Origin of the sequence: Shewanella sp. 5_MG-2023, from assembly GCF_030547465.1 — a bacterium.
Taxonomy (GTDB): Bacteria; Pseudomonadota; Gammaproteobacteria; order Enterobacterales; family Shewanellaceae; genus Shewanella.
On the sequence record NZ_JAUORC010000018.1, the window covers coordinates 74,488 to 100,471 of the forward strand.

The window sequence follows — 25,984 nt, forward strand, 5'->3', positions numbered from 1 at the left end:
CGATATATTTATGAAGTACGTGAGTAGCTGTTTATATTTTTGACCTGATAATGATGAGTAGGCAAGTTATGGGTAAGGTAAAAAAAGCACGCATACAGGATGTCGCATTAGCAGCTGGTGTCTCAATGATGACAGTATCGCGGGTTTTAAACCAAGATCCTAACGTCAGTGATAATACTCGCAGTAAAGTGCTAGCTGTGGCTAAGCAGTTACACTATCGACCTAATGAATCTGCACGTCGATTAGCCAGTAATAAATCCTATTTACTCGGGTTAATATATGACAATCCAAGTGATGCCTATATTAGCCAGTTTTTGTTAAGTGCATTGAAAAACTGTCGTGCTAAAGGGTTTCACCTCGTGGTAGATGAAGCAGACAATAACCTTGATATAACACTGCAATCAGTAAATGATCTGATTAACGAAACCAAAGTGGATGGAATAATTTTACTGCCTCCGGTTTGTGACCAAAAGGAAATAATTGATTGTTTACAACGGGCTAATGTTCCGTTTGTAAGAGTCGCGCCGGATAGTCAATTAACTGTTTCACCCTATATTTGTATGGACGACTATCAAGCCGCTTTTGATTTAACGGAAACACTAATAAAACAAGGTCATCATAAAATTGGCCATATTATTGGTGATCCGAAGCAAGGGGTTAGTCGTTTACGCTATCAAGGTTATTTAGATGCACTGCGTTCAAATAGAATAAATACCCCACCGGAATACATAGAGCAAGGTTGCTTTAGCTATCAATCTGGAATGTTAGCTGCGAAGAAAATGTTGTCGTTAACTGATAAACCTAGCGCTATCTTTGCAGCTAATGATGATATGGCTGCCGCAGTCATATCAATTGCCCAAAACCAAGGGCTGAATGTCCCTAATGACTTATCTGTTGTCGGTTTTGATGATACAACGCTTGCTACGATTGTATGGCCAAACATCACTACGGTTAGGCAACCTATCAATGACATGGCCAAGTTAGCGGTGAGTTTATTTACCGCTAATAAAAATAAAGACTTTTCTGATCTAAAAGGCACTCAACTACGCAACATTCTAGACTTTACTATTATCCAAAGAGAGTCGAGTAAAGCGAACACGTAAACGACTAAAAGTGTTAATAAACTGGTTTTAACAATACTCACATCAAAAATTTGGAGGCATAAACACACGTTTACACTTGGGTGTTTATGCGCTCAACATTTAACTTTTCAGTCTCTCAAAGTATAAATTGAAATTGTATCAGTCATTTACAATTATGATTTTGATGAGTAAAGTGTTTTATAAATTTCTGTTGTGTATGACTTTAGAATAGGGTGTTTAGCTAGCTATTGACTGCTACATCCCCTCAAGTTGTATCACATTACTTGCTCTATTATTTGGATACCCCCCGTGAACTTTATAAACGAAGTTATTAATGAAGAAACGATTCCAGCTGATTGTATTAGTAACTTAACCGTTGATAATCTTATTTTTACCCTGCATGAAGGTAAGCTAAAAGTATTGCTCGTTAAATACAATCAAGGGCTTGCAACTAACCAGTGGGGGCTCGTTGGACACTGGGTACGCAGTAATGAGAATCTTGAAACGGCGGCATCTCGCGTCGTTAAAAATACCACGGGTGTCGAAAACTTGTACTTAGATCAGCTAGGTGCATTTGGTGATGTTGACCGTTATCCTGCCAGACGTATTATTACCATTGCTTTTTATTCATTAGTGCGTTTTGATGACACTGATTTAGCTCATGGTGCCAATGCTATTGAGTGTGAATGGTTTGATGTGAGACAAGTCCCTAAATTAATGTTTGATCATGGCAACATTCTCGCCAGCTGCTTAAATCATTTAAAATACAAAGTAAGACATGAACCCTTAGGTTTCAGTCTATTACCTGAGAAGTTCACTTTATTACAACTGCAAGAATTGTATGAATCTATATTGGGTTTAACCTTAGACAAACCTAACTTTCGTCGAAAAATTTTAAAGATGGATTTATTGATAGATTGCAAAGAAAAACAACGTAATGTGGCACATCGCGCTGCCGCATTGTACCGTTTTGACATTGATGTTTATGAAAAGCTGACGCAATTCGGTTATACCTTTGAATACTAAAACATAAGTTTTGCTACCCCATCAAAGACAGCAATCGCTGTCTTTTTTTACATCCTGTTAATAATTGCCTAAAGCTGTTTACAATGTTAATTAATTGATATAGTGTTTGTGACTATAACCTTTAATTGGAATGTAATGGTAATGGAAAAGACGAATAAGAAACTCACCATTAAAGAAAAGCTTGGCTATGGCCTAGGAGACACTGCAAGTAACATCGTGTTTCAAATGGTCGCCAACTTTATGTTGATTTTCTATACCGATGTTTATGGTCTCTCAGCTGCAGCAGCCGGAACCTTATTGTTATCGGTTAGGCTTTTTGACGGATTAACTGACCCTATCATGGGCGGTCTAGCAGATAGAACTCGTACTCGTTGGGGCTCATACCGTCCATACATTCTAATGTTAGCAGTACCTTATGGCGTTTTAGCCTGCTTAGCGTTTATCACCCCTGATTTTGATAGTACGGGTAAGTTGATTTATGCCTACGTGACTTATGGGCTGCTAATGACATGTTACACGGCAATTAACATTCCATATGGTGCTTTAGGTGGGGTGATGGCTTCAGATCCTAAAGAAAGGACCTCTTTACAATCTTTTAGATTTGCCATGGCGATGGCTGCGCTGGTGGTTATTGTTTGGGCAATACCAAGGTTAGTCGAATATTTTGGTCAAGGGAATGATGCTGTAGGTTATCCATTAGCAATGATTTTCATGGGGACATTAGCCGCTATCTGTTTCTTAATGTGTTTTGCAATGACCAAAGAAACACTCACTAACACGGATGCGAGTAAACGCTCGACTCAGAGTATTTTTAAAGATTTCTTTCAGTTATTTAAAAATGATCAATGGTTAGTCATTGCCATTATTAGTCTAGCGACGTTAATTCTTATCGGTATTCGAGCATCTGTTGCACCGCATTATATTAAATATTACATCGGTGATGAATCGCTGCTATCGAATTTTTTAACATTGGCAGCAGTGGGTTCAGTACTTGGTGCGATATCGACTAATTTCCTGTCTAAGTTTATTGAGAAAAAGATCCTGTTTCAGGTGGCATTAGTGGTAGTGATAATTTCACATTCATTATTTTATGTCATAGGCAGTGACCAAATAGCACTTATCTTTATTGCTTACTTCATCGCCAACTTTGCCCATATGATCATAACGCCCATTATGTTTTCAATGGTTGCTGACACTGTTGATTACGGCGTTGAGAAAATGGGTAAACGTTTAACGGCTATCACTTTTTCAGGGCATTTGTTAGCCATTAAATTTGGGTTTGCTATTGGTGGCGCATTAGCTGGTTGGATATTGTCTGCGTATGACTATGTCCCTAATGAAGTACAAACTGAACATACATTGTCAGGCATTTTATTGGCCTTTGCCGGAATACCTATTGCGTGCACCATCATCTGTTTATTTGTCATTAGTAAATATCGTTTAACAGAAATGGAAGTTAAAAAAATTCAATTAAATCTACTTGAAACAAAATGCAGCTAGTTACTTTTAATTATTGAAAATTGTTAATTTAAAAGTATTCGTTGAAATCTTGGTGTTGTATTGGGTGCTAAGGTTAAATAGAAAAGGGAAACCATGATTAATAAAGAAGTAAGTGATGCTGAAAGGAAGCAGCAATTGGATATTGAAAATGCTCATTCTTTTAAACAGAAGGATGAACCATTAGTATCTCATATATATACAGCCGATCCTTCTGCTCATGTGTTTGAGGATAAAATATATATCTATCCTTCACATGATATAGAAACTGATACTCAAATTAATGACGATGGCGATCATTTTGCCATGAAAGATTATCATGTTTTATCTATTGATAATGATACTAATGACGTGATTGATCATGGTGTTGCTCTGAGTGTAGAAAATGTTAAGTGGGCCAGTAAGCAAATGTGGGCGCCAGATGCTGCTCATAAAAATGGCGCTTATTATTTTTATTTTCCGGCTCGTGATTTACAAGGTATTTTTAGAATTGGCGTTGCAACAAGCCATTCACCAGCAGGACCGTTTGTTGCTGAAGATAATTATATTGAAGGTTCATTTAGTATAGACCCGGCTGTTTTTGAAGATGATGATGGCAGTTATTACTTATATTTTGGTGGTTTATGGGGCGGGCAATTACAAAATTGGCATGAAGGCCAGTTTAGTCAGCAAGACATTTACCCTGAAGATGAGCAAGCTGCATTGCCAGCCAAAATGGCAAAGTTATCAGATGATATGTTGTCTTTAGCCGAAGAGGTTCAAGACATCGTTATTGTCGATGAAAAGGGTCATCCAATCACCACAGCAGATAACCAACGTCGTTTCTTTGAAGCGTCTTGGGTACATAAACATAATGGGAAATATTATTTTTCATACTCTACTGGAGATACCCATAATATTGCTTATGGTATTGGTGATAATCCTTATGGGCCATTTGTATATCAAGGTGTGATATTAAATCCCGTTTTAGGTTGGACTAACCATCATTCAATTGTGGAGCATCAAGGAAAGTGGTTTTTATTCTACCATGATGCCAGTTTATCTTCGGGTCAAACACATTTACGTTGTGTGAAAAAAACACAATTACACCATGATTCAGACGGTCAAATAATAACCGTAACAGCATATGAGTAATGCTTTGTATAAAGCTGGATAGCAGCATTTTTATTTGCCTAAATAAGTTATGGTCAATTTGACCAGTAGATTTAAATAATACAGGTAAAGATTAACGAAAAGTTTACAAATTTAAATACGCAATAATGAGCAGAGAATCGACAAACTATAGCTTTATATTGAATTTAACGATTTAATAACATACGAATCGATTGCAGTCTTTGTTAGTACTCTTTATTGGTTTTTAAATCAAACGGTTAGTTACTTCTGGGGAGTAATTAATTGAAAAAGGAGTCATTGCCATTTTGGCAATAACGAAGCGAGGGGAGAATGAGATGTTTAATAAAAAGATAATAGCCACTTCAATTCTAGCAGCATTAAGTTCAATGTCTGCGACACATAGCAGTTATGCTGCAGAAGCAGCTGATGACGTCGAAGTGATTCAAGTGACAGGTATTCGTGGCAGTTTAATCCGTTCAATGGATCTAAAACGCGAAGCCGAAGGTGTTGTTGATGCCATTTCTGCAGAAGATATTGGTAAATTTCCGGATACTAACTTAGCGGAGTCACTGCAACGTATTACTGGTGTTTCTATTGACCGTTCTAACGGTGAAGGTAGTACTGTGACTGTGCGTGGTTTTGGCTCGGCACAAAATCTTATCACCTTAAATGGACGACAGTTACCTAATACTACAGGTAGTCGTACGTTTGATTTTGCCAATGTCGCTGCCGAAAGTGTATCCGGTGTTGAAGTTTATAAAACCTCTGATGCCAGCATTACTACTGGTGGTATTGGTGCAACGATTAATTTAAGTACTTATAAACCACTAGATGCACCCGGTCTAACAGCCAGTCTTTCAGGTAAAGCTGTAGATGATGCTTCGACTGAAACAGGTGGGATTACTCCTGAGTTTAGCGGTTTATATTCACAAACTTTTGCTGATGATACTTTTGGTATTGCTATTTCAGGTAGTTATCAAGAACGTGAAAGTGGTATGAAACAGTTTTTAGCCGATCAAGGCTATCGTGCCAGTGACGCTAGCAACACAGGTTGGGGCGGCGTACCAGCAGGTGCTGAAGGCGGAACTAATCGTCCAACTATGGGTATTTACTCAAACCCACAACAGCCACGCTATGTCATGGAAGAACGTCAACGCGAACGTATCAATGGCCAATTAACATTACAATATCGTCCAATTGAAAACTTTACCGCAACCCTTGATTACACCACTTTTAGAAATACTATTGAAGAACAACATACTGATGCTTCAGTTTGGTTTAACTATGCTGGCGATCGCAGTGAATCGGTTTGGACGGGTGAGCCCAATGCTGTGCCATTAATTTATTCTGAAATTTATGACATCAACAGCCCTGGTGATTTAAAAGATACTTCATTAACTGTAGGTGCTTGGGGTCGTGAAGAGGTTACTGATTCAATTGGCTTAAACCTTGATTGGCAGGTAACAGAAGATTTAGTGTTAACGCTAGATCATCATAGCTCTAAAGCCAACATGAAAGCGTCGGATCCACGTCACGGTACTCGTAACAACGTGCAATTACCGTCATATACGCGTAGCCGTACCGGCCTTGATTTAACGGGCAGTTTACCGGGCATTGCTGTAGGCGATATCGAAAACTTTAACCCTAGTACCATGCGTTTATCAGGAAGTTGGTTTGCCAATGACAAATACACGTCAGAAATTGATCAAACTCAATTAGATGGTAAATACCATTTTAACAGTGATTTAAGTATTGATTTTGGTGTTTCGCTTAACACTGTGAATAACCGCTATCGTCATACTCAAGTGCAACGCCCAGATTGGGGTGGCGTCGGTGAAGAAGGTGACTTCGAGGATATTAATTGGACTGAAGATACCATCCTAGATAAATTTGATGATACAGGTACCGCTGGTGATTTTGAAGGTACTCCAACCCAAAGTGATTACGATTTATTTAATCGTATTTTCTTTGCTGACTTTGATGAGATCATCAGTGCTGCAGAATATGCCGATCCTATCGCTAATGTTGATGGTCTATATGGTGATTGTAAGGCCGCCTCTGGCGCTGCTGCAGGTCCTAATGGAGAAGGCCAATTCTGTGCTTCGACGAATTGGGATGCTGATACCAACCGCTTTACTGAAGAAGAAACCACCGCAGCATACATTCAAGCTAATTTCTTAGGTGAAATGTTTGATATGCCATATAGCGTACATGTCGGTCTACGTTATGAACAAACTGATGTAGTCTCGACAGCTTCGGCGCCGGGTTATAGCCGCGTTGAATGGAACGAAGACACATCCACCTCTATCACGGGGCAAACAGGTATTGAAACTCTAAAGCAAAGTGCTGACTACGATATTTTCTTACCAAACATTAACTTTAACTTAGATGTGACCGAAGATGTACGCGTTCGCGCAGCAGTAGGTAAAACAATTTCACGTGCGGGTTATAACTCGCTGTTAGGTGGAACGACCATTAATACGGGTGGTAATTTAAGTGGGTACTCTGGCAGTTCAGGGAATCCTGGCTTAGAACCATTAGAGTCAATTAACTATGACTTGTCTGCAGAGTGGTATTACGATGCGGGTAGTTATGCTTCTTTGGGTTATTTCAGAAAGGACGTGTCTAACTGGATTAGCTATGGCTCTACACAGTCTAATATTTTCAATCTATCTAACCCTTTGAGTGGTGATAAATTTAATGCGGCAGTGGCAGCTTTAGGTGCTAACGCATCAAATGAGCAAATTCGTACTTATATTTTTGAAAATTATGCAGATGATCCAAACGTAACACCAAATTTTGATGATGATGGCTTGTTAGATGGCGGTACGATTGCTGGCGACCCATTAACAGATGATGAAGTCGTATTTGACTTAAATGTGCCTATTAATGGTGACACAGAACATACCATCGATGGCATTGAGTTTAATGTACAACACTTATTTGGTGAAACGGGTTTCGGCGGTATTGTAAACTACACCATGGTAGACTCAGATTTACAATATGATGATAGTTCACTTGAAGATACTGAAGCATTAGTGGGCTTAAGTGATACTGCAAACTTAGTGTTATTTTACGATAACTACGGTGTGCAGGCGCGTATTGCTTATAACTGGCGTGATGAGTTCTTGTCAGATAAACGCGTTAATGGCGATTTAACCACGCCTATCTACACTGAAGAATATTATCAAATTGACTTCAGTATCAGTTATGACATTCCAGCAGTTGAAGGACTTACCGTCTTTGCTGAAGGGATAAACATTACTGAAGAAGTGGTTCGTAAGCATGGTCGTCAAAGCCAATTAGTGTTTGAAACAACACAAACAGGTGCGCGATATGGATTAGGGGTTCGCTATACGTTCTAGTAGCGAGCTGTAAATGATAGCGGCTGTCCCCAGTCGCTATCACCCTTATTTACTTGTGTTTGTGGTGAGCAATGAATAATAAAATCACAGAAGTTGTTATTGTTGGCGGTGGTACAGCAGGCTGGTTAACGGCAGGGATCCTTGCTGCACAGTTCAAAAAAAAGTCACTAGCGTTTAATATCACCCTAGTTGAATCCGCTGATATTCCCACGATAGGCGTGGGTGAGGGGACTTGGCCTTCAATGCGTGAAACGCTGAAACATATCGGGATTCGCGAGTCAGATTTTTTAACTCATTGCGATGCCAGTTTTAAGCAAGCGTCGAAGTTTGTTAATTGGAACAATCCAACGACGAGTCATAGTTATTACTACCATCCATTCACACAACCTGTAGCGGCTGATTTTCAACAGATAACCGAGAATGCAGTCACTAACCACTCTGCTTGTCATTACGATGGTGCAGCCAGTTTCGCTCAATTATTCTGTTATCAATCAAGTCTTTGCCAGCTTAATTTAGCCCCTAAATTAACCCATACAGCAGATTACGACTATATCGGTAATTATGGTTATCATCTTGATGCGGGTAAATTTGCATTATTATTAAAAAATCATTGTATTGATAAACTTAACATCAAACATATCAGCGCTAACGTCATAGGACTTAATGCGGATGCAACAGACTTTATTACCTGTTTACAGACGGATTCTTTAACGTCGCCGCTTGTTAATGGTGACTTATTTATCGATTGCAGTGGTCAACAGGGCTTATTGATAAAACAGCATTATAAAATTCCGTTTATTTGTAAAAAATCTATCTTGTTTAACGACCGTGCCGTTGCGGCTCAGGTGCCTTATTCATCGAAAAACCATCCCATTAATTCAAGTACCCTTGCCACAGCGCAGGCTGCTGGTTGGATTTGGGATATTGGATTGCAATCTCGCCGTGGGGTTGGCTATGTGTATTCCAGTGAGTTTATATCAGATGAAGAAGCCAAGATTGCGTTAACGCAATACATTGGTGGTGAAGTCGACAGCGTAAGCGTTAAACACCTTAGCTTCAATCCTGGCCATTTAAGCAAATTTTGGCATAACAACTGTGTTGCTATCGGCATGTCAGCTGGCTTTATAGAGCCGCTAGAAGCGTCAGCTTTAGCCTTAGTCGAACAATCAGCGATGTTTATTGCTGAGCAGTTTCCGCATCATGTGCAAGTATTGCCTCTTATTGAAGAGCGTTTTAATCAACGAATGCTCAACCATTGGCAACAAATAATTGATTTTTTAAAGCTGCACTATGTTTTATCAAATAGAAAAGACAGTGAGTATTGGCGTAAACATAAAGATGACACCACAACGCCAACTTCTTTACTGAAGTTATTGGCGCTTTGGCAGCACCAAGCCCCGAGTAAATACGATATTACCCAAGCTTATCCGCTTTTTCCTGCTGCCAGTTATCAATACGTGTATTACGGCATGAAGCAACATGAGCTGAGTGACAAACTCGATTTAAGTCAATACTCGGCGCAAATACAGAAGGTTGCTCAGCAGCAACAACAATTAAAACAAGTCGCTATTTGTAATCGAAGTTTACTTAACAGTATTCAGCAAAGCATTATTCAAACAAGCAGAAACAAAGATCTCACTATAAAAAAAAGCCCCATTCATAACCGCGCCGACGATCATCATGACAAGGCTCAATTAGCATAGTGGTATTAATAAAACCCAAAAGGAACGCATCTATGGCTACTCACGCATTATTAAATAACGTTGAACATAAAAATATAAAAATTATTACCGAACGTTCAGCTAAGTATGGCGATGACCAGTGGTTTTCACCGACTTTTGTCGCTGAATTTAAAACGGTTCAGGCTCATTACCCGATTATGTTTCAAAAAAATGCTGACACAGGCGAGTTTACGCCAGTCACCCTGTTTGGGTTTAAAAATAATGAAAACTTATTCTTAAATGAAGGTAAGTGGGATGCCAGTTATATCCCGCTTTCAATGCAAAGATTGCCATTTTACATTGGCACTCAGCATTCGGTAATGAACGGGGTATCTGAGCCACAAAGAGTCATTACCTTAGATATGGACTCACCTAGAGTCAATGATGAGCAGGGCGTTGAACTGTTTTTACCTTTTGGTGGCAATAGTGAATATTTGGAGAATATGGCCAATATACTTGAGGAGTTACATCAAGGGCTCAATGCGAATGCATTATTTGTTGCTGCACTCACTCATTTTGATTTACTTGAAGCGGTGACTATCGACGTGACGTTAAATAATGACAGTCAGCATCAGTTAATTGGTTTTTATACTATCAATGAAGATAAGCTAGCCAGTTTGGCGGCTGATAAAGTGATTAAATTACATCAATCAGGGTATCTTGAAGCCATTTACATGATTATTGCTTCTCAGGCGCATATGAGAAAACTGGTTGAACGTAAAAACAGTCAACTGACCCATTAATGGGATTTTGATGATAAATACTTTATCAGTAAATTTGTTTATTTATTATCATTAATTCGATACCGTATCATGGCTATATATCTTTTAAACAAGCATGCAGGCTACTGAAATGAATAAAAAAATAACAAACGTAGTTATAGCTGGCGGTGGTACTGCTGGTTGGATGGCTGCTGCCGCTTTTGCTAAGTTATTAGGCAAGAATATTAATGTCACTTTAGTTGAATCTGATTTAATTCCTACCGTAGGTGTCGGTGAAGCAACCATACCGACCTTACACATTTTTCATGATTTATTAAAAATCAACGAAGCTGAATTTATGGCTGCGACGAATGCCACGTTTAAATTAGGTATTTCTTTTGAAAACTGGCGTGATGTTAATCAAGACTATATGCATTCATTTGGTTACATAGGCCAAAGTTGCTGGGCTGCAGGATTTCAACATTTTTGGTTAAAAGGTGTTAATCAAGGGGTTGCCAGTGACATAGGCGATTACTGCCCTGAACACGTGGCAAGTCGTGTAGGTAAATTTGCAGTGCTAGCTAATCATGATAGAAATCATGCGTTTCATACCGATGCAGGACTTTACGCCCGCTTTCTACGTCAGTTTTCTGAAAAGTATGGTGCTAAACGCATTGAAGGAACGATTTCAAAAGTAAATTTAAATGAACAAAATGGTTTTATTGAATCGTTAACATTAGCTGATGGTCAACAGATTGCTGGTGACTTATTTATTGATTGCACCGGTTTTAAAGGCATGCTGATAGAAGAAACACTGCATACCGGTTATGACGATTGGCGTCATTGGTTACCTTGCGATAGCGCAATTGCGGTGCAAACGAAGCAAACGAAACCACTGGTACCTTATACCCGCTCTATTGCGCATCCTTGTGGTTGGCAATGGCAAATACCGCTGCAAAATAGAATGGGTAATGGTTTAGTCTTTTGTAGTCAATATCTGTCTGATGATGACGCTAAATCATTACTGCTTGAAAATATTGAAGGGGAGCTGATCAACGAGCCTCGAGTTATCAAGTTTCGGACTGGTACTCGACGTAAGCATTGGAATAAGAATTGTGTCGCTATCGGTTTATCCAGCGGATTTATTGAACCACTTGAATCAACCAGTATTCATTTGATCCAACAAAGCATTGTTCGATTAATGCAAAACTTGCCAACAACCGCAATGGAAAGTGGCGTGGTTGACAATTTTAATCAAAAGATGCGAATTGAAATTGAGAATATTCGTGACTTTATTGTGCTTCATTATCATGTGACAGAGCGAAAAGACAGTGAGTTTTGGCGCTATTGTAAGCAAATGGATATCCCTGAAAGCTTACAAAAAAGAATAGATTTATTCAAACAAAGTGGCCAAGTGTATAAAACAGATCAAGAGTTGTTTGGTGAAGCTTCATGGCTACAAGTGATGTTAGGCCAAGGCTTGATGCCTGAGCAATATCATCCTATTGTCGATAACATGTCTGATGACGAATTGGCGCAGTTTTTAGGTACCATTAAACAAAGCATCGCTAGACGGGTAAATAGCTTGCCTAACCATGTGGATTTTATAAATAACTACTGCAAGTCTACAATCAGTTAAGGCGCTATGTTTAGTATTAATGCTGACATAAAGCCTCGTATTGAATATATCGGTAACAGTAAAATACCTATTGTTATTATTGATGATTATGTCGCGGACATCGAGGTTGTTCGTGACCAGATCATTACTGCTTGTCAGTTTATACAGGATAAACAGACCCAATACCCGGGGATCAGAAGTGCCATGTCCAAAGCTGATGTGGTTGCTTACTTAAAACCACTGATGCAAGCCTTGTATTCTATTTTTAATTTGCCTAAACACCTTACGCCAAGCCCTTGTGATAACTATTACTCACTGTTGACCACAGCAGAAGCTGATTTGTCATTAATACAAACCATTCCACACTTTGATACTTATCATCCTAATCTTATTGCCTGTATTCATTACTTATCTTGTCATCAACATGGCGGTACCGCTTTTTTCCGCCATAGACGTAGTGGCTATGAATTTATTAATGAAGCCCGATTAGCAGAGTACCAAACAACACTTAATACTTTACAGCATAGTGGCTACTGCACTGAGGATCATCCAGATTTTGAATGTTATAAAGTGATCCCATATCAGCAGAATCGGTTAATTATTTTTCCTGGGCAACTACTGCATTCAAGCCTGGTAAAACCGGCGTTTGATATCAATGACAATCCCATTACCGGTAGATTGACGGCAAATTTATTCGTCAAATTTAAATAGGATAATATTACAAATGCATAAATTTTTACTCGTGGTATTTATAGCCATTGTTGGTTTTAACCATCAACACAGCCACGCGACAGGTTTCGAAACCTTAGCGGCTAAACAATTCAACGTACTATTATTTACTAAAACAGCTGGCTGGCATCATAAGTCTATTCCAGCAGGCGTCACGGCGTTTGAAAAGCTTGCAGATAAACATTATTTCAATCTGATCTGGCATGAAGAAAGTCATTACTTTAACGATGAGTACCTCAGCAAGGTTGATGTCGTGGTATTTCTATCTACTACGGGTGATATTTTGTCGAATGACCAGCAGCAAGCCCTTGAACGCTACATTCAGTCAGGAAAAGGTTTTGTCGGGATACATAGTGCATCGGATACTGAACATGACTGGGGCTGGTATCAACAACTCGTTGGGCATACGTTCGTTATACACCCGGTAGTGCAAACAGCTTGGCTGTCTAAAGTGTCTAGTGAATTTCCTGGTCTAGAATCAATGCCTGAAAAGATGCTGTGGACTGACGAATGGTATGAGTTTGGTGAAGCTAATTCAACGGGACTGAATTATCTTTTGACTGTCGATGAAACCAGTTATAACCCTAACGCTGATTGGGGCACCAAGCAGGGCAGCGGCATGGGTGATTTTCATCCTATTGCTTGGTATCACAACTTTGATGGCGGTCGATCGTTTTATACTTCATTGGGCCATATCAAACCAGTTTATCAAAATAAGCTTTTTTTAGACCATCTATATGGCGGACTATATTGGGCTGCTACGGGTAAAGGAATAGTCGATTAATTTGAATGAGTTGTTGATATACCTGCAATCGTTGATTGTAAGGTAAATAAGCCATTACCCGTGGTGATAAGAATGGTTTTTAAATCTTTACCACCAAAAGCCAAGTTGGTAATTTTAGGGGCAATATAAACGCTTTGAAGTAATTCACCTTGCGGGTTATAGACATACAATTTACCTTCATTATGACTGGCAGCATAGATGTTTCCGGCACAATCAACATTGATCCCATCTGGTGTATCAATGTTGATTTTAAAAATTAATGCCCCTAACTCATTATTCTCCGTAAGTTGGTGTGCAAATATTTGATGGCTATAATCACCGATATATAGGATTTTGTTGTCAGATGATAAACTAATTCCATTAGGTTTGATGAACTTAGTTGATAGCAAAGAGACTTCATTTTTAACATTAACTTTATAGACACCGGTGAAGGGGGTTTGTTGCGTTCTACCGCTTAATTGCCAGTCGGGATCGGTAAAGAATAATTCTCCTGAAGGATGCTTAATAAGATCATTGGGAGAATTAAATTTTGCGCTGTTAAAGTCATTTACCATTAACACTCGTTCTTTGGTCGTTAGTGAAAATGTATTCACTGAGCGGGTGTCATGATTCATGCTGATTAACTGTTTATTCTCAGCTAGCAGTCCATTGGTACCGCTATTTTCAATAAACAACTCAACACCGTCTTGCTCATTCCATGAATAAATAGCTGCTTCTGGCCCATTTGTTTGAGGACCATTAAAATCCATTTCTGAAAAATAAAATTTACCTGTCAACCTAGACCAAGTTGGCCCTTCTAAGAATTTGAGTTGAGTGGTGATCAATTTAGGTGATAGGCCTTTTGCAAAAGGACGTATATCCTTAGGGCAGTTTGCAATTATGGTTGAATGTGATTTGGGGGCAATCAAATTGCTTTGTTGATCAGCGGCCTTTATGTTTGGTCCCAAGACTAGCATCAGCCCAAAAACAAAAACACGCTTTAAATTGCCATTAGTTAGTGTATTCATATCTAAACCGTCTCTTTGAATATTGTCATGTTTATCTACCATGCATTGATGCTCAAAAGCTTAGCCGCTTTTTTTGTATCAATAAATTAACAAAATAAATCCAAGTGGTCAAATTGACTATTACATTAAAATCCTCATAAGATAGCTAACACTATTTATACAATGGATGACAGGATGAAACTAAATACAAGGAAAGTAGGCGTAGGGGAACAAGCGTTAACGACATGCTTAGGCGTATCTAGCCTCGCAATATTAAAGTTATCAGTTTTAAAACTAGCTGTGATGCCAATATTTTTTTCAATGTTGTATTCAAGCCATGGCGTTGCCACTGAAGCTGAGATACAGAACGGTCTCATTGAAAATGAAGCTTTAAAACAACACTTTAAAAATGATTTTAAAATTGGGGTAGCAGTGAATGATGAAATTGTCTCAGGACAGGATCCTCATAGCGCTGGCATTATTTCCAAACAATTTAATACCATCACCATTGAAAATGCCATGAAGGCAGAAATCGTTAACCCACTTCCCGATCAATTCAACTTTACGGCAGCGGATCAATTTATTGATTTTGGAAAAAACAACAATATGTTCGTCGTAGGACACACGCTGGTGTGGCATAACCAAACGCCTGATTGGTTTTTTAAGCAAAAGAATGGTGAAGCAAACTCTCCAGAACAGCAAATTGATCGAATGGAGCAACATATTAAGCTAGTTGCAGGCAGGTATCTGGGCAAAGTGGATGCTTGGGATGTGCTCAACGAAGTCATTGGTGATGATGGTAACTATCGTCAAACCGTGTGGACTAATGTTATTGGAAGTGGTGACGAAATGGCAAAAGCCGCTTTTACCTTTGCCGCCAAGTACGCGCCTAATATCGAGCTTTATTATAACGATTTCAATGCCTGGAAACCGGCTAAGCGTGACGGTATTGTACGTATGATCAAGATGCTCCAAAGTGAAGGGATAAAAATTGATGGCGTCGGAATTCAAGCGCATTGGGGACTTAACTTTCCCAAAGGTCATCTCATCGAAGAGGCAATTGATGTATACGCAGCATTGGGGCTGAAGGTGATGATCACTGAACTCGATATTGATGTGTTGCCATTTACCAAAGAAGGGCAAGTTATTGGGCAAGGCTTTATGCACCCGCAGTTTCAGGAGCAAGAATTTAAAACTTACTTAGATCCATATTCAGATCATTTACCCGCTGACATTGAAGCAAAATTAGCAGCACGATATACAGAGCTATTTGATATATTCAAAGCAAAGCGTGAAAAGATCGACAGAGTCACCTTTTGGGGATTACATGATGGAATGTCGTGGAAAAATGACTATCCAATTCCGAACCGCACCAATTATCCGCTGCTATGGGATAGAAAACACCAACCTAAGCCTGCATTCAAGGCACTGTTTAACTAAACATTTGATTTCAAGCTGAATGCTGAGCGCCGCAGATAGACATTGTTGTTATTTATTACTTCAAACTCCCGATCTTAGCGGTAGATAAACTTTATAGCCATTTGGCTCTGGCTTTAACGGCTAATGGTGATAACGACTGTAATCATTCGTTTGATGCTGAAGTTAAATCGTCAGTAAATATAAAATCTATGTTACATAAATGTTTTAATAAGCAGCAAAATAGTCTATTTTAGATTAGCTTGTTGTCCAAAGGACTATTTGATAGTTTCTCATTATAACCCTAGCAGTATAGGAATAATCATAATGAGTGCTTTGGACTTGATTTACAAAATGGCGAGAGCAACTGAAATCTTTACTCATCAGTTAGACATTTCTTACCTTGGTATTAGCAGGCTATTAAGTTGCAGGCTTAATTGAGAGCCTGTAATTAAAGCCAATATTTATTCGGATTAGCGACTATCAGTCACTAATTAGATTCGTTTAAACGGCAACTATTAACCTTGTTTGGTCGATGTAATGCATTAATATTCGGCCAGATTACTCACAAATAGCTGGACATGGAAAGTGATGAAAATAATTAATAAATTCAATAAACCTTTAATTGCAGGTTGTGCCACGGTAGTTTTAGCGCTATCAGGCTGTAATAATGACCAAGGTGTCACTCAGCAAACAAAACCTGAAGCAACAGCAACATTGACTCAAGATATTATTTTAAAAAATCAATTTGCTGAAAACTTTAAAATTGGTACAGCAATCAGTAAATCTCAAGTATTGAACCCTACCGATCCTGAGCTATTGTTAGCGGCTAAACACTTCAATACCTTCACGCCTGAAAATTCGATGAAATGGGAGTCGGTGAACCCATTACCAAACGAATATCAATTTGATGTTGCTGATGCATTAGTTAGCTTTGCTGAGCAAAATAATCAACAACTTGTAGGTCATACTCTCGTTTGGCACTCGCAAACGCCTGACTGGGTATTTGAAGATGATGCGGGAAATCCTTTAAAACGTGAACAACTATTAAAGGTTATGGAAACACATATTAAAACTGTCGCTGGTCGTTATGCTGATCAAATATTTGCTTGGGATGTAGTAAATGAAGCACTTAATGAAGATGGCAGTTTACGTGAATCAAAGTGGCAGCAAATTATCGGCGATGACTTCATAGAGCAAGCCTTTATCTATGCACACCAAGCTGCACCTAATGCCAAACTGTATTACAACGATTACAATATGTTTAAGCCTGAAAAAAGAGCAGGTGCTATTGCGTTAATCAAGCGACTGAAACAAAAGGGCATTCAAATTGATGGTGTAGGTATGCAAGCCCATTACTCTCTTGATTACCCAGACTTCACCGAAGTTGAAGATTCAATTGTCGCGTTTGCTGCAGCAGGTGTTGATGTCATGGTCACAGAGCTTGATATTTCAGTGTTACCATTTCCTGAAAACTTAGCAGCAGGCGCCGACGTCTCATTAGATGTCGCACTGCAACAACAATATAACCCGTACGCTGCAGGTTTACCCATTGCAGTAGAGCAGCAATTGGCATCACGCTATCAAAACTTGTTTGCTCTCTATAAAAAACATAGCGACAGCATAGGTCGAATTACGTTTTGGGGGGTAAGTGACAAGCAAACTTGGCGCAACGGTTGGCCAATGGCAGGGCGAACTGATTATCCGTTACTCATTGATAGAGATATGAAGTTAAAAGCTTTTGTGAATTATTTATAAGCCTTTATATAAATTACAAAACAGCCACTCTTTGAACAATCACTGAGTGGTTTTTATGATATTTAAAAGTAGTTGATGATATTTTGTAAATCTTAGGAATTTTGAACATAAAAAAACCAGCATAAGCTGGCTGAATTATTATGATTTGAAATTGGTACAACTGAGTGGATTCGAACCACCGACCCCTACCATGTCAAGGTAGTGCTCTAACCAACTGAGCTACAGTTGTAACGTGTCTTTCAAATAATATGGTACAACTGAGTGGATTCGAACCACCGACCCCCACCATGTCAAGGTGGTGCTCTAACCAGCTGAGCTACAGTTGTATCGTTCAACGTTGATAAAAGACTTCATCGTTGGGACGAGCGATATATTACGGGATACGCGTTTTGATGCAAGCAAAAAAATCAAAAATATGAACGAGTGGCGATTTGCTGTGCAAATTGAGTCATATAGCAGCGTAGGCGTGTTTTTTTTAAACATTATCAGCATGCTCATCTCGTTCAAATTTTATAACGACTAGTTAAAATTAACTTCTATCTTCCAATACTGCTTTGAAATTAGCATTCTTTTGAATATAAATAAGTCGTAATGCAAATAACACTGCAGCACTGGTTAAGCCCGCGATTAAGCCTATCCAAAAGCCATGTGCGCCCATCGCAGGTACAATGATATCTGTACGCGCAAGTATATAGCCAAGTGTCATGCCAATGGCCCAGTAAGACACTAAAGTAATATAAAAGGCACTCTTAGTGTCTTTATAACCGCGAAGAGCGCCAGCAGCCACAACTTGGATAGAATCAGATAATTGGTATAAAGCTGCAAGGAACATTAAGCTACCCGCTAGCGCAACGACTTCAGGGTTATTATTGTAAAGGAGGGCTATTTCAGTTTTGAACGATACAGTAATGATTGCCGTTACCACTGCTAATGAGAATGCAATGATTAGCCCGATTTTTGTCACCAGTTTTGATATTTCTAATTTATCTTGCCCTAGGTAATAACCCACTCTAATCGAAACGGCAATACCGATTGATAATGGCAACATAAATACAATAGATGAGAAGTTTAGGGCAATTTGATGGCCTGCAACAACGTTAGCACCAAGGGGGGCGAGCAATAAAGCTATAACTGCAAATAGACTGACTTCAAAAAATAAAGCCATAGCAATAGGGGTGCCATGCTTCATCATTTCCCAAATGGTTTTCCAATTTGGCTTATTTAATGTCGAAAATGGCGCTATCTCAGCAAATTTCTTGTGTAGTTGCATGTATATCATCATGGCAAATAACATAGCCCAGAACACTAATGCAGTTGCAATACCACAACCAGCACCGCCCATCGCAGGGACCCCGAAATGACCATAGATAAAGATATAGTTTGCAGGGATATTAACCGCAAGACCGACAAAGCCAATAACCATCGTCGGTAATGTATAAGAGATGCCTTCAGAGCAGCCCCGTAGTATTTGGTACAAAATAAATGCAGGTACACCCCACATAAAACCATGTAAATAGCCTGCACTTAACTCGGCTAATTCAGGTTCTAAAGCCATCATGGTAAAAATAGTTTTAGCAAATGAGAGGAACAACAACACACCAACACTGCCAATTATGGCAATATAGAATGCTTGCGACATCAAGGGTTGGATTGCTTTTGGATTATTAGCGCCGTGATGATGGGCAAACACTGGTGTAAATGCCAACAGTAGCCCTTGCACAAACAATAAAGCAGGTAACCATAAGCTGGTACCAATCGCGACTGCAGCCATATCGACAGCGCTGACTCTACCGGCCATAACAGTATCGATAAATCCCATCATTGTTTGGGTAACTTGAGCAATTAATACTGGCATTGCCAGTTGGATTAATTTTTTGGCCTGAAAGCCTGTGTTATTCATTTAAAAACCTTCAACTAAAGAGCACAAATATGTTTACTGGTATCGTACAAGCGACGTGTGATGTTATTACAATTAAAGCACAGAGTGGTTTAAAAACATTTGAAGTTAATATTCCAGAAGAGCTACAGCATGGTTTAGAAACTGGTGCGAGTGTGGCAAATAACGGTGTTTGTTTAACGGTCACAAAGCTGGTGAATAATAGAGTTTATTTTGATGTAATGGAAGAGACCTTACAGCTAACAAACTTAAATTTTATTGAACCGGGTGACAAAATCAATATTGAACGTTCTTTGACCTTCGGAAAAGAGATAGGTGGCCACATTTTGTCAGGTCATGTTCATACCATGGCAACAATTACCCACATAAGTCATACCGATGAGCATTACAATTTAACATTAACAGTACCGGCTAAATGGATGGATTATATCTTCTATAAAGGTTTTATAGGCGTCAATGGATGCAGTTTAACGGTAGGAGAGATTGATCAAGACCAGTTCAAGTTACATTTGATCCCAGAAACGCTCAAATTAACTAATTTGAGTGACTGCAAACTGGGTGACAAAATCAATATCGAAATCGATAGTCAAACTCAAGTTATAGTCGATACAGTAGAAAGAATTTTAGCTAAAAAATCATTACTAAAATAGCCTACAAAGGCTTAGATTGATGACACATTCTAAGCCTATTAAAGCAGGTTTTTACATGTTCAACTGTTAATAGAACTGTTCATCATCAGAATCTATAAATAATTGAATGGTTCTATTTGAATCGTTTACTTGCAATCGCATATGGATTGGATTGCAGCACACTCGACAATCATCATAATACTCTTGATCTCCACAACTAGTATCAATATGAACATGTTGATTATGGCCGCAATGTGGACAACTTATTACTCGGCTGACTAAATTCATAACTTCCCCCAGTATTTAACATTAAAGCATTTGCAAAACTAAAAAACCTTTAACCGTTTAGCAGCAAGCAGGATTGAGCTTGGAATTAAGTATAGTAAACATTAGTAAAACTCGCGTAATGCCAAAGTTGTCAGTTGAGGTAGCAGCTGCATTGGCTATTAAAAGTTAATCGAGTCATCCAAGAAGGGTAAAAAGCTGTTGTGATGGTGTTTTATTCAATTTTGCGACTGAGTTAGCTTGCTTGCAAAAGGCCTTTTCACATACAATGCGTATTCATGCCACTTATGACTCAGACTCCTGTAATGTCTGATGTTCGGTGGCATTTCTTTTATATATTAATTACCAAGTGGCCCTACGTGTGGGTCACCACTGGATAAGGAAATGAAATGCCTATTATTACTTTGCCTGATGGCAGCAAACGTGAGTTTGCCGATTCTGTTTCTACTTTAGATGTCGCTGCCGACATCGGTCCTGGTTTAGCTAAAGCGTGTATTGCTGGTCGTGTGAACGGTGAACTCGTTGATGCTTGTGATTTAATTACCACAGATTCAGAACTTTCAATCATTACGGCTAAAAATGAAGAGGGTGTTGAAATCCTTCGCCATTCTTGTGCGCACTTATTAGGTCATGCTATTAAGCAAATGTGGCCTGAAACTAAAATGGCAATCGGTCCAGTTATTGATAATGGCTTTTACTACGATATCGATTTAGATCACAAGCTTACTCAAGAAGATATCGATGCGTTAGAAAAACGTATGCAAGCATTAGCTAAAACAAATTATAGCGTTGTTAAGAAAGTGGTTTCTTGGCAAGAAGCCCGTGATACGTTCGAAGCTCGTGGTGAAGAATACAAAATTGCAATCTTAGATGAAAATATCAGCAAAGATGCAACCCCAGCGCTTTACCATCACGAAGAATATATTGATATGTGTCGTGGACCTCATGTACCTAACATGAAGTTCTGTCAAAACTTTAAGTTAATGAGTGTTGCTGGTGCATACTGGCGCGGTAACTCTGACAATAAAATGCTACAACGTGTTTACGGTACTGCTTGGGCAGACAAAAAAGCTCTTAAAGTACATTTAAACCGTCTTGAAGAAGCGGCTAAACGTGACCACCGTAAAATTGGTAAACAGTTAGACCTTTATCATATGCAAGAAGAAGCGCCAGGAATGGTGTTTTGGCACAATGATGGTTGGAGCTTATATTTAGAGCTTGAGAAGTTTATTCGTCAAAAACTAGGGCAATACACTTACCAAGAAGTTAAAGGTCCATTAATGATGGATCGTAACTTGTGGGAACGCTCTGGCCATTGGGACAAATACGCTGATGCGATGTTCACAACGAACAGTGAAAACCGTGAATATGCGATTAAGCCTATGAACTGTCCGGGACACGTACAGATCTTTAACCAAGGGTTGAAGTCTTACCGTGATTTGCCATTAAAAATGGCTGAGTTTGGTTGTTGTCATCGTAACGAACCATCAGGTTCTTTACATGGCCTAATGCGCGTTCGTGGCTTTACTCAAGATGACGCACACGTATTCTGTACCGATGACCAAGTTCAAGAACAAGTCAGTGAATGTATTCAAATGGTGTATGACACATACGGTACGTTTGGATTTGAAAATATCGTCGTTAAATTATCAACTCGTCCAGAAAAACGTATTGGTGATGACGATATGTGGGATCGTGCTGAAGAAGCATTAAAGAAAGCACTTAAGGCTAATGATATCGAATTTGATATTTTACCTGGTGAAGGTGCGTTCTATGGCCCAAAAATCGAATTTACTTTGCATGATTGCTTAGATCGTGCGTGGCAATGTGGTACAGTGCAACTTGATTATGCGTTACCTTCACGTTTAGGTGCTACCTATGTTGCTGAAGATAACACTCGTCAAACACCGGTTATGATTCACAGAGCTATTTTAGGCTCACTTGAGCGCTTCCTCGGTATTCTAATTGAAGAGTATGCAGGTAAATTCCCGACATGGCTTGCACCAGTGCAAGTAATTGTTATGAACATTACTGATAAACAGTCTGATTATGTAGATGAAATTGTTAAAACTTTCAAAGAAAGTGGCATTCGAGCATCTAAAGACTTGAGGAATGAGAAAATAGGCTTTAAAATACGTGAACATACGTTAAAGCGTGTACCTTATTTATTGGTCGTTGGTGATCAAGAGATAGAAAATAAGGAAGTTGCGGTACGAACACGTGACGGTATCGATTTAGGCAAGATTAAAATCAATGATTTTATTGCCAAGATACAAAAACAAATTTCGAGCCGTAGTCTAATTTTGTTGGAGGAATAGGTCATAAAGATCAAGAGAGCAGCAGGGCGACAGCCAGCCCCTAATCGTATTAACGAAGAAATCACTGGCGTACCAGAAGTTCGTCTATCGGATATCGAAGGCGAATCTGTTGGAATCGTAAGTATTTCACAGGCTCAAGAATTAGCTGATGAAGCAGGTGTAGACCTGGTTGAAATTAGTCCTAACGCTGAGCCTCCGGTCTGTCGCATTATGGACTACGGTAAGTTCCTTTTTGATAAAGCGAAAGCTCAAAAAGAACAAAAGAAGAAGCAGAAACAGGTCCAGCTGAAGGAAATTAAATTCCGTCCTGGCACTGATGAAAACGACTATCAGGTAAAACTACGCAACCTGATTCGTTTTCTAGAAGATGGGGACAAAGCGAAAATTACGCTGCGTTTCCGTGGTCGCGAAATGGCACACCAAAGCTTAGGCATGGATCTTTTGAACCGTATCAAAGCAGATTTGGAAACATATGCTGTTGTTGAATCTTTCCCGAAAATGGAAGGTCGACAAGCAGTTATGGTCCTAGCACCTAAAAAGAAATAGTAGGGCAACCAATTAAAAAGTAGCAAAATCCTTTTTGAGGGTTTTGCTCGCCTTACGTTTTATTAATGTCCCAATGCGGAGTTTTAGCAATGCCTAAAATGAAAACAGATAAGGGTGTCCAAAAACGCTTCAGAAAAACCGCTAATGGTTTCAAGCGCAAACAGGCACACTTACGTCATATTTTGACAAAGAAGAGCACTAAGCGTAAACGTCACTTACGTGCTAAATGTTTAGTAGCTAAGTCTGATGTGCCAGCAATTGCACGTCAACTACCATACGCTTAATTAAAGGAGATATGAACAATGCCTAGAGTTAAGCGTGGTGTAACCGCTCGTGCTCGTCACAAGAAAGTACTTAAATTAGCCAAAGGTTATTACGGAGCTCGCTCTCGTACTTTCCGTGTTGCTGTTCAAGCAGTAACTAAAGCTGGTCAATATGCTTACCGTGACCGTCGTCAAAAGAAACGTCAATTCCGTCAACTTTGGATTGCACGTATCAATGCGGCATCTCGTCAAAATGGTCTTTCTTATAGCCGTTTCATTAACGGTCTTAAAAAAGCTTCGATCGAAATCGATCGTAAAATTTTGGCTGACATCGCTGTATTCGACAAAGTTGTTTTCACAATTTTAGTTGAAAAAGCAAAAGAAGCTTTAGCTAAGTAATTAGTTATTATTCTTTAAAAAAGGAACCTTAGGGTTCCTTTTTTTATATCTAAAATTTAGAATCTTGCCATTGTGTTTGACTTATTGGAAGTAGGTGTTATGAAAACCCAGTTAGCAACAGACAGATTATCAATTGCTATTATGACGCTTGATGATGCCGATTTACTTTACGCTCTAGATCAAAATCCCGATGTGATGAAATATATAAACGGCGGAAAACCTACCTCAAAATCTGATATAGAACATATTTCTATACCACGTTTGGCAAGTTATTTAACGCCATCCAAAGGGTGGGGCTTTTGGAAGGTGTTTGAAAAGCGAGAACTAGATACTGTTGATCGTCGTGATAACTTTGTTGGTTGGATATTGATTAGGCCCATGGGCTTTTTCAGTGAGACCCCTGAATTTAATAATCTTGAAATTGGTTGGCGATTCAAACAATCAGCTTGGGGGAAAGGTTATGCGACAGAAAGCGCCAAAGCAGTGATTAAATTATTGGTAGAGGAACAACCAATTATTGAACGTTTTACAGCAATAGCGGATAAGGATAATTTAGGTTCAATTAAAATTATAAAGAAAATAGGAATGGAATTTATCTGTCAGCAGTTTCATTCAGATGTTAATGGCAAAACTGAAGTTGTAATATACAGTTTGAAAGTTAACCATTAAAAAATGAGTAATGTGCAGTAATAGTGTTAAACAAAAACTGGTCAACTGTATAAACAACAGCCTTCACCTGTGTTATTCACATCGATAAAATACAAACAATAAAAAAGCCATCACAATAATGGATGGCTTGTCGCTACTAGCTCACTATGTGTAAACTAGTAGATTACAAAGTGACGATTCTACTTTTGTGCGTCTAAGTAACGCTCGGCATCTAACGCAGCCATACAACCTGATCCTGCTGAAGTAATAGCTTGACGATAATGTTGATCCATTACGTCACCACAAGCATAAATGCCTTCAACACTTGTCTGAGTTGCGTTACCTTGAAGGCCACTGTTGACGGTAATGTAACCGTAGTTCATATCAAGTTGACCGTCAAAAATACCGGTGTTTGGGCTATGACCAATCGCAATGAAAACGCCAGCAACCTCTAAATCTGAAATTGACTCATCTTTAGTGCTTTTCATTTTAAGACCGGTAACACCCATGTTGTCACCGACGACTTCATCAAGAGTTTGATCTAAGTGTAGGATGATATTGCCATTAGCAACTTTATCCATCAGACGGTTGATCAGGATCTTTTCTGATCGGAAAGAATCACGACGGTGGATTAAATGCACCTCAGAAGCAATATTACTTAAATAAAGCGCTTCTTCAACAGCAGTGTTACCACCACCAACTACAGCCACTTTTTGGTTACGATAAAAGAAACCATCACAGGTAGCACAGGCTGATACACCACGGCCCATAAATGCTTCTTCAGATGGAAGGCCTAAATATTTGGCAGATGCACCAGTTGCAATGATTAATGCGTCACAAGTAAACTCACCATTGTCTCCTTTTAATCGGTAAGGGCGCTGGCTAAAATCAACTTCATTAATATGATCAAAGATAATTTCAGTATCAAACTTTTCAGCATGTTCTTGCATTCTTGCCATTAATGCTGGACCGGTTAAGCCATTAGCATCGCCTGGCCAGTTTTCAACTTCAGTAGTCGTAGTCAGTTGACCACCTTGTTGCATCCCAGTGATCATGACAGGCTTCAAATTTGCACGTGCTGCGTAAACTGCAGCAGTATAACCAGCAGGGCCAGAACCTAAAATTAACAGGTTAATATGACGAGCTTGACTCATTTTTTTATTTCTCCATTACATGCTTTAAGCAATTTGCATGGATTGTAGG

General features: G+C 39.1%; 22 protein-coding genes and 2 tRNA genes. 18 read left to right on the forward strand and 6 right to left on the reverse strand.

From position 1 onward, the window contains the following. Positions 1 to 68 precede the first annotated feature (68 nt). The 10 genes from Q4557_RS12245 (at position 69) to Q4557_RS12290 (ending at position 13,636) form a co-directional block, all read left to right on the forward strand. Positions 69 to 1,103 carry a LacI family DNA-binding transcriptional regulator gene (locus tag Q4557_RS12245; RefSeq protein WP_102435453.1) on the forward strand — a complete coding sequence of 345 codons (1,035 nt, stop codon included), beginning with the start codon at positions 69 to 71 and terminating at the stop codon, positions 1,101 to 1,103. Positions 1,104 to 1,391: 288 nt separating this feature from the next. After that, positions 1,392 to 2,108: an NUDIX domain-containing protein gene (locus Q4557_RS12250; protein ID WP_102435451.1), complete on the forward strand. Its 717-nt coding sequence runs from the start codon at positions 1,392 to 1,394 to the stop codon at positions 2,106 to 2,108. A 141-nt stretch (positions 2,109 to 2,249) separates the two neighbouring features. Next, entirely contained in the window at positions 2,250 to 3,608 is a 1,359-nt protein-coding gene (locus Q4557_RS12255; RefSeq protein WP_102435449.1) for an MFS transporter, read from the forward strand. 93 nt (positions 3,609 to 3,701) lie between these two features. Then, positions 3,702 to 4,739 carry a glycoside hydrolase family 43 protein gene (locus Q4557_RS12260; RefSeq protein ID WP_303413018.1) on the forward strand — a complete coding sequence of 346 codons (1,038 nt, stop codon included), beginning with the start codon at positions 3,702 to 3,704 and terminating at the stop codon, positions 4,737 to 4,739. A gap of 314 nt (positions 4,740 to 5,053) precedes the next feature. Then, entirely contained in the window at positions 5,054 to 8,083 is a 3,030-nt protein-coding gene (locus Q4557_RS12265) for a TonB-dependent receptor (RefSeq protein ID WP_303413020.1), read from the forward strand. 71 nt (positions 8,084 to 8,154) lie between these two features. Next, a complete protein-coding gene (locus Q4557_RS12270; protein WP_303413022.1) occupies positions 8,155 to 9,786 on the forward strand; it encodes a tryptophan halogenase family protein in 1,632 nt (543 codons plus the stop codon). A 32-nt stretch (positions 9,787 to 9,818) separates the two neighbouring features. After that, the gene (locus tag Q4557_RS12275) at positions 9,819 to 10,547 is read left to right on the forward strand and encodes a SapC family protein (protein WP_102435441.1); all 729 of its coding nucleotides are present in this window, start codon (positions 9,819 to 9,821) and stop codon (positions 10,545 to 10,547) included. Between the two features lie 109 nt (positions 10,548 to 10,656). Continuing rightward, the gene (locus Q4557_RS12280; protein ID WP_303413024.1) at positions 10,657 to 12,144 is read left to right on the forward strand and encodes a tryptophan halogenase family protein; all 1,488 of its coding nucleotides are present in this window, start codon (positions 10,657 to 10,659) and stop codon (positions 12,142 to 12,144) included. A 6-nt stretch (positions 12,145 to 12,150) separates the two neighbouring features. Further along, entirely contained in the window at positions 12,151 to 12,834 is a 684-nt protein-coding gene (locus Q4557_RS12285) for a DUF6445 family protein (protein WP_303413026.1), read from the forward strand. A gap of 13 nt (positions 12,835 to 12,847) precedes the next feature. Continuing rightward, entirely contained in the window at positions 12,848 to 13,636 is a 789-nt protein-coding gene (locus Q4557_RS12290; protein WP_303413028.1) for a ThuA domain-containing protein, read from the forward strand. Here the strand turns inward: Q4557_RS12290 and Q4557_RS12295 are convergent. Next, positions 13,633 to 14,685 (reverse strand): SMP-30/gluconolactonase/LRE family protein, encoded by a 1,053-nt coding sequence (locus tag Q4557_RS12295; RefSeq protein ID WP_303413030.1) that lies wholly within the window; start codon positions 14,683 to 14,685, stop codon positions 13,633 to 13,635. The genes Q4557_RS12290 and Q4557_RS12295 overlap by 4 nt on opposite strands. Positions 14,686 to 14,817: 132 nt before the next feature. Here Q4557_RS12295 and Q4557_RS12300 point away from each other — a divergent pair, with 132 nt between their 5' ends. Then, on the forward strand, positions 14,818 to 16,062 hold the full coding sequence (locus tag Q4557_RS12300) for an endo-1,4-beta-xylanase (RefSeq protein ID WP_303413032.1): 1,245 nt from the start codon (positions 14,818 to 14,820) through the stop codon (positions 16,060 to 16,062). A gap of 567 nt (positions 16,063 to 16,629) precedes the next feature. Further along, positions 16,630 to 17,796 (forward strand): endo-1,4-beta-xylanase, encoded by a 1,167-nt coding sequence (locus tag Q4557_RS12305; protein ID WP_303413034.1) that lies wholly within the window; start codon positions 16,630 to 16,632, stop codon positions 17,794 to 17,796. Between the two features lie 152 nt (positions 17,797 to 17,948). Here the strand turns inward: Q4557_RS12305 and Q4557_RS12310 are convergent. From Q4557_RS12310 to Q4557_RS12320, 3 genes are all read right to left on the reverse strand, one after another. After that, positions 17,949 to 18,025, reverse strand: a tRNA-Val gene (locus tag Q4557_RS12310). A 20-nt stretch (positions 18,026 to 18,045) separates the two neighbouring features. After that, positions 18,046 to 18,122: transfer RNA gene (locus tag Q4557_RS12315), tRNA-Val, on the reverse strand. 203 nt (positions 18,123 to 18,325) lie between these two features. Next, a complete protein-coding gene (locus tag Q4557_RS12320; RefSeq protein ID WP_102435429.1) occupies positions 18,326 to 19,696 on the reverse strand; it encodes an MATE family efflux transporter in 1,371 nt (456 codons plus the stop codon). A gap of 29 nt (positions 19,697 to 19,725) precedes the next feature. Here Q4557_RS12320 and Q4557_RS12325 point away from each other — a divergent pair, with 29 nt between their 5' ends. Then, the gene (locus tag Q4557_RS12325; protein WP_102476776.1) at positions 19,726 to 20,343 is read left to right on the forward strand and encodes a riboflavin synthase subunit alpha; all 618 of its coding nucleotides are present in this window, start codon (positions 19,726 to 19,728) and stop codon (positions 20,341 to 20,343) included. Between the two features lie 66 nt (positions 20,344 to 20,409). On the opposite strand, the gene Q4557_RS12330 is transcribed toward Q4557_RS12325, so the two are convergent. Next, complete coding sequence (locus tag Q4557_RS12330) at positions 20,410 to 20,610, reverse strand: CPXCG motif-containing cysteine-rich protein (protein ID WP_102435425.1); 201 nt, start codon at positions 20,608 to 20,610, stop codon at positions 20,410 to 20,412. A gap of 386 nt (positions 20,611 to 20,996) precedes the next feature. Between Q4557_RS12330 and thrS the strand changes: the two genes are divergently transcribed. From thrS to Q4557_RS12355, 5 genes are all read left to right on the forward strand, one after another. Further along, a complete protein-coding gene (gene thrS / locus Q4557_RS12335; protein WP_102435423.1) occupies positions 20,997 to 22,925 on the forward strand; it encodes a threonine--tRNA ligase in 1,929 nt (642 codons plus the stop codon). 3 nt (positions 22,926 to 22,928) lie between these two features. Then, positions 22,929 to 23,471, forward strand: a complete 543-nt coding sequence (infC, locus tag Q4557_RS12340; RefSeq protein ID WP_076540890.1) for a translation initiation factor IF-3 — start codon at positions 22,929 to 22,931, stop codon at positions 23,469 to 23,471. A gap of 89 nt (positions 23,472 to 23,560) precedes the next feature. After that, positions 23,561 to 23,755, forward strand: a complete 195-nt coding sequence (rpmI, locus tag Q4557_RS12345) for a 50S ribosomal protein L35 (protein ID WP_055023949.1) — start codon at positions 23,561 to 23,563, stop codon at positions 23,753 to 23,755. Between the two features lie 18 nt (positions 23,756 to 23,773). Beyond that, positions 23,774 to 24,133: a 50S ribosomal protein L20 gene (gene rplT / locus Q4557_RS12350; RefSeq protein ID WP_076540889.1), complete on the forward strand. Its 360-nt coding sequence runs from the start codon at positions 23,774 to 23,776 to the stop codon at positions 24,131 to 24,133. A gap of 99 nt (positions 24,134 to 24,232) precedes the next feature. Further along, on the forward strand, positions 24,233 to 24,802 hold the full coding sequence (locus tag Q4557_RS12355; protein WP_303413046.1) for a GNAT family N-acetyltransferase: 570 nt from the start codon (positions 24,233 to 24,235) through the stop codon (positions 24,800 to 24,802). Positions 24,803 to 24,981: 179 nt separating this feature from the next. Here the strand turns inward: Q4557_RS12355 and trxB are convergent, their stop codons facing one another. Beyond that, complete coding sequence (gene trxB / locus Q4557_RS12360) at positions 24,982 to 25,935, reverse strand: thioredoxin-disulfide reductase (protein ID WP_102435419.1); 954 nt, start codon at positions 25,933 to 25,935, stop codon at positions 24,982 to 24,984. Between the last annotated feature and the right edge of the window lie 49 nt (positions 25,936 to 25,984).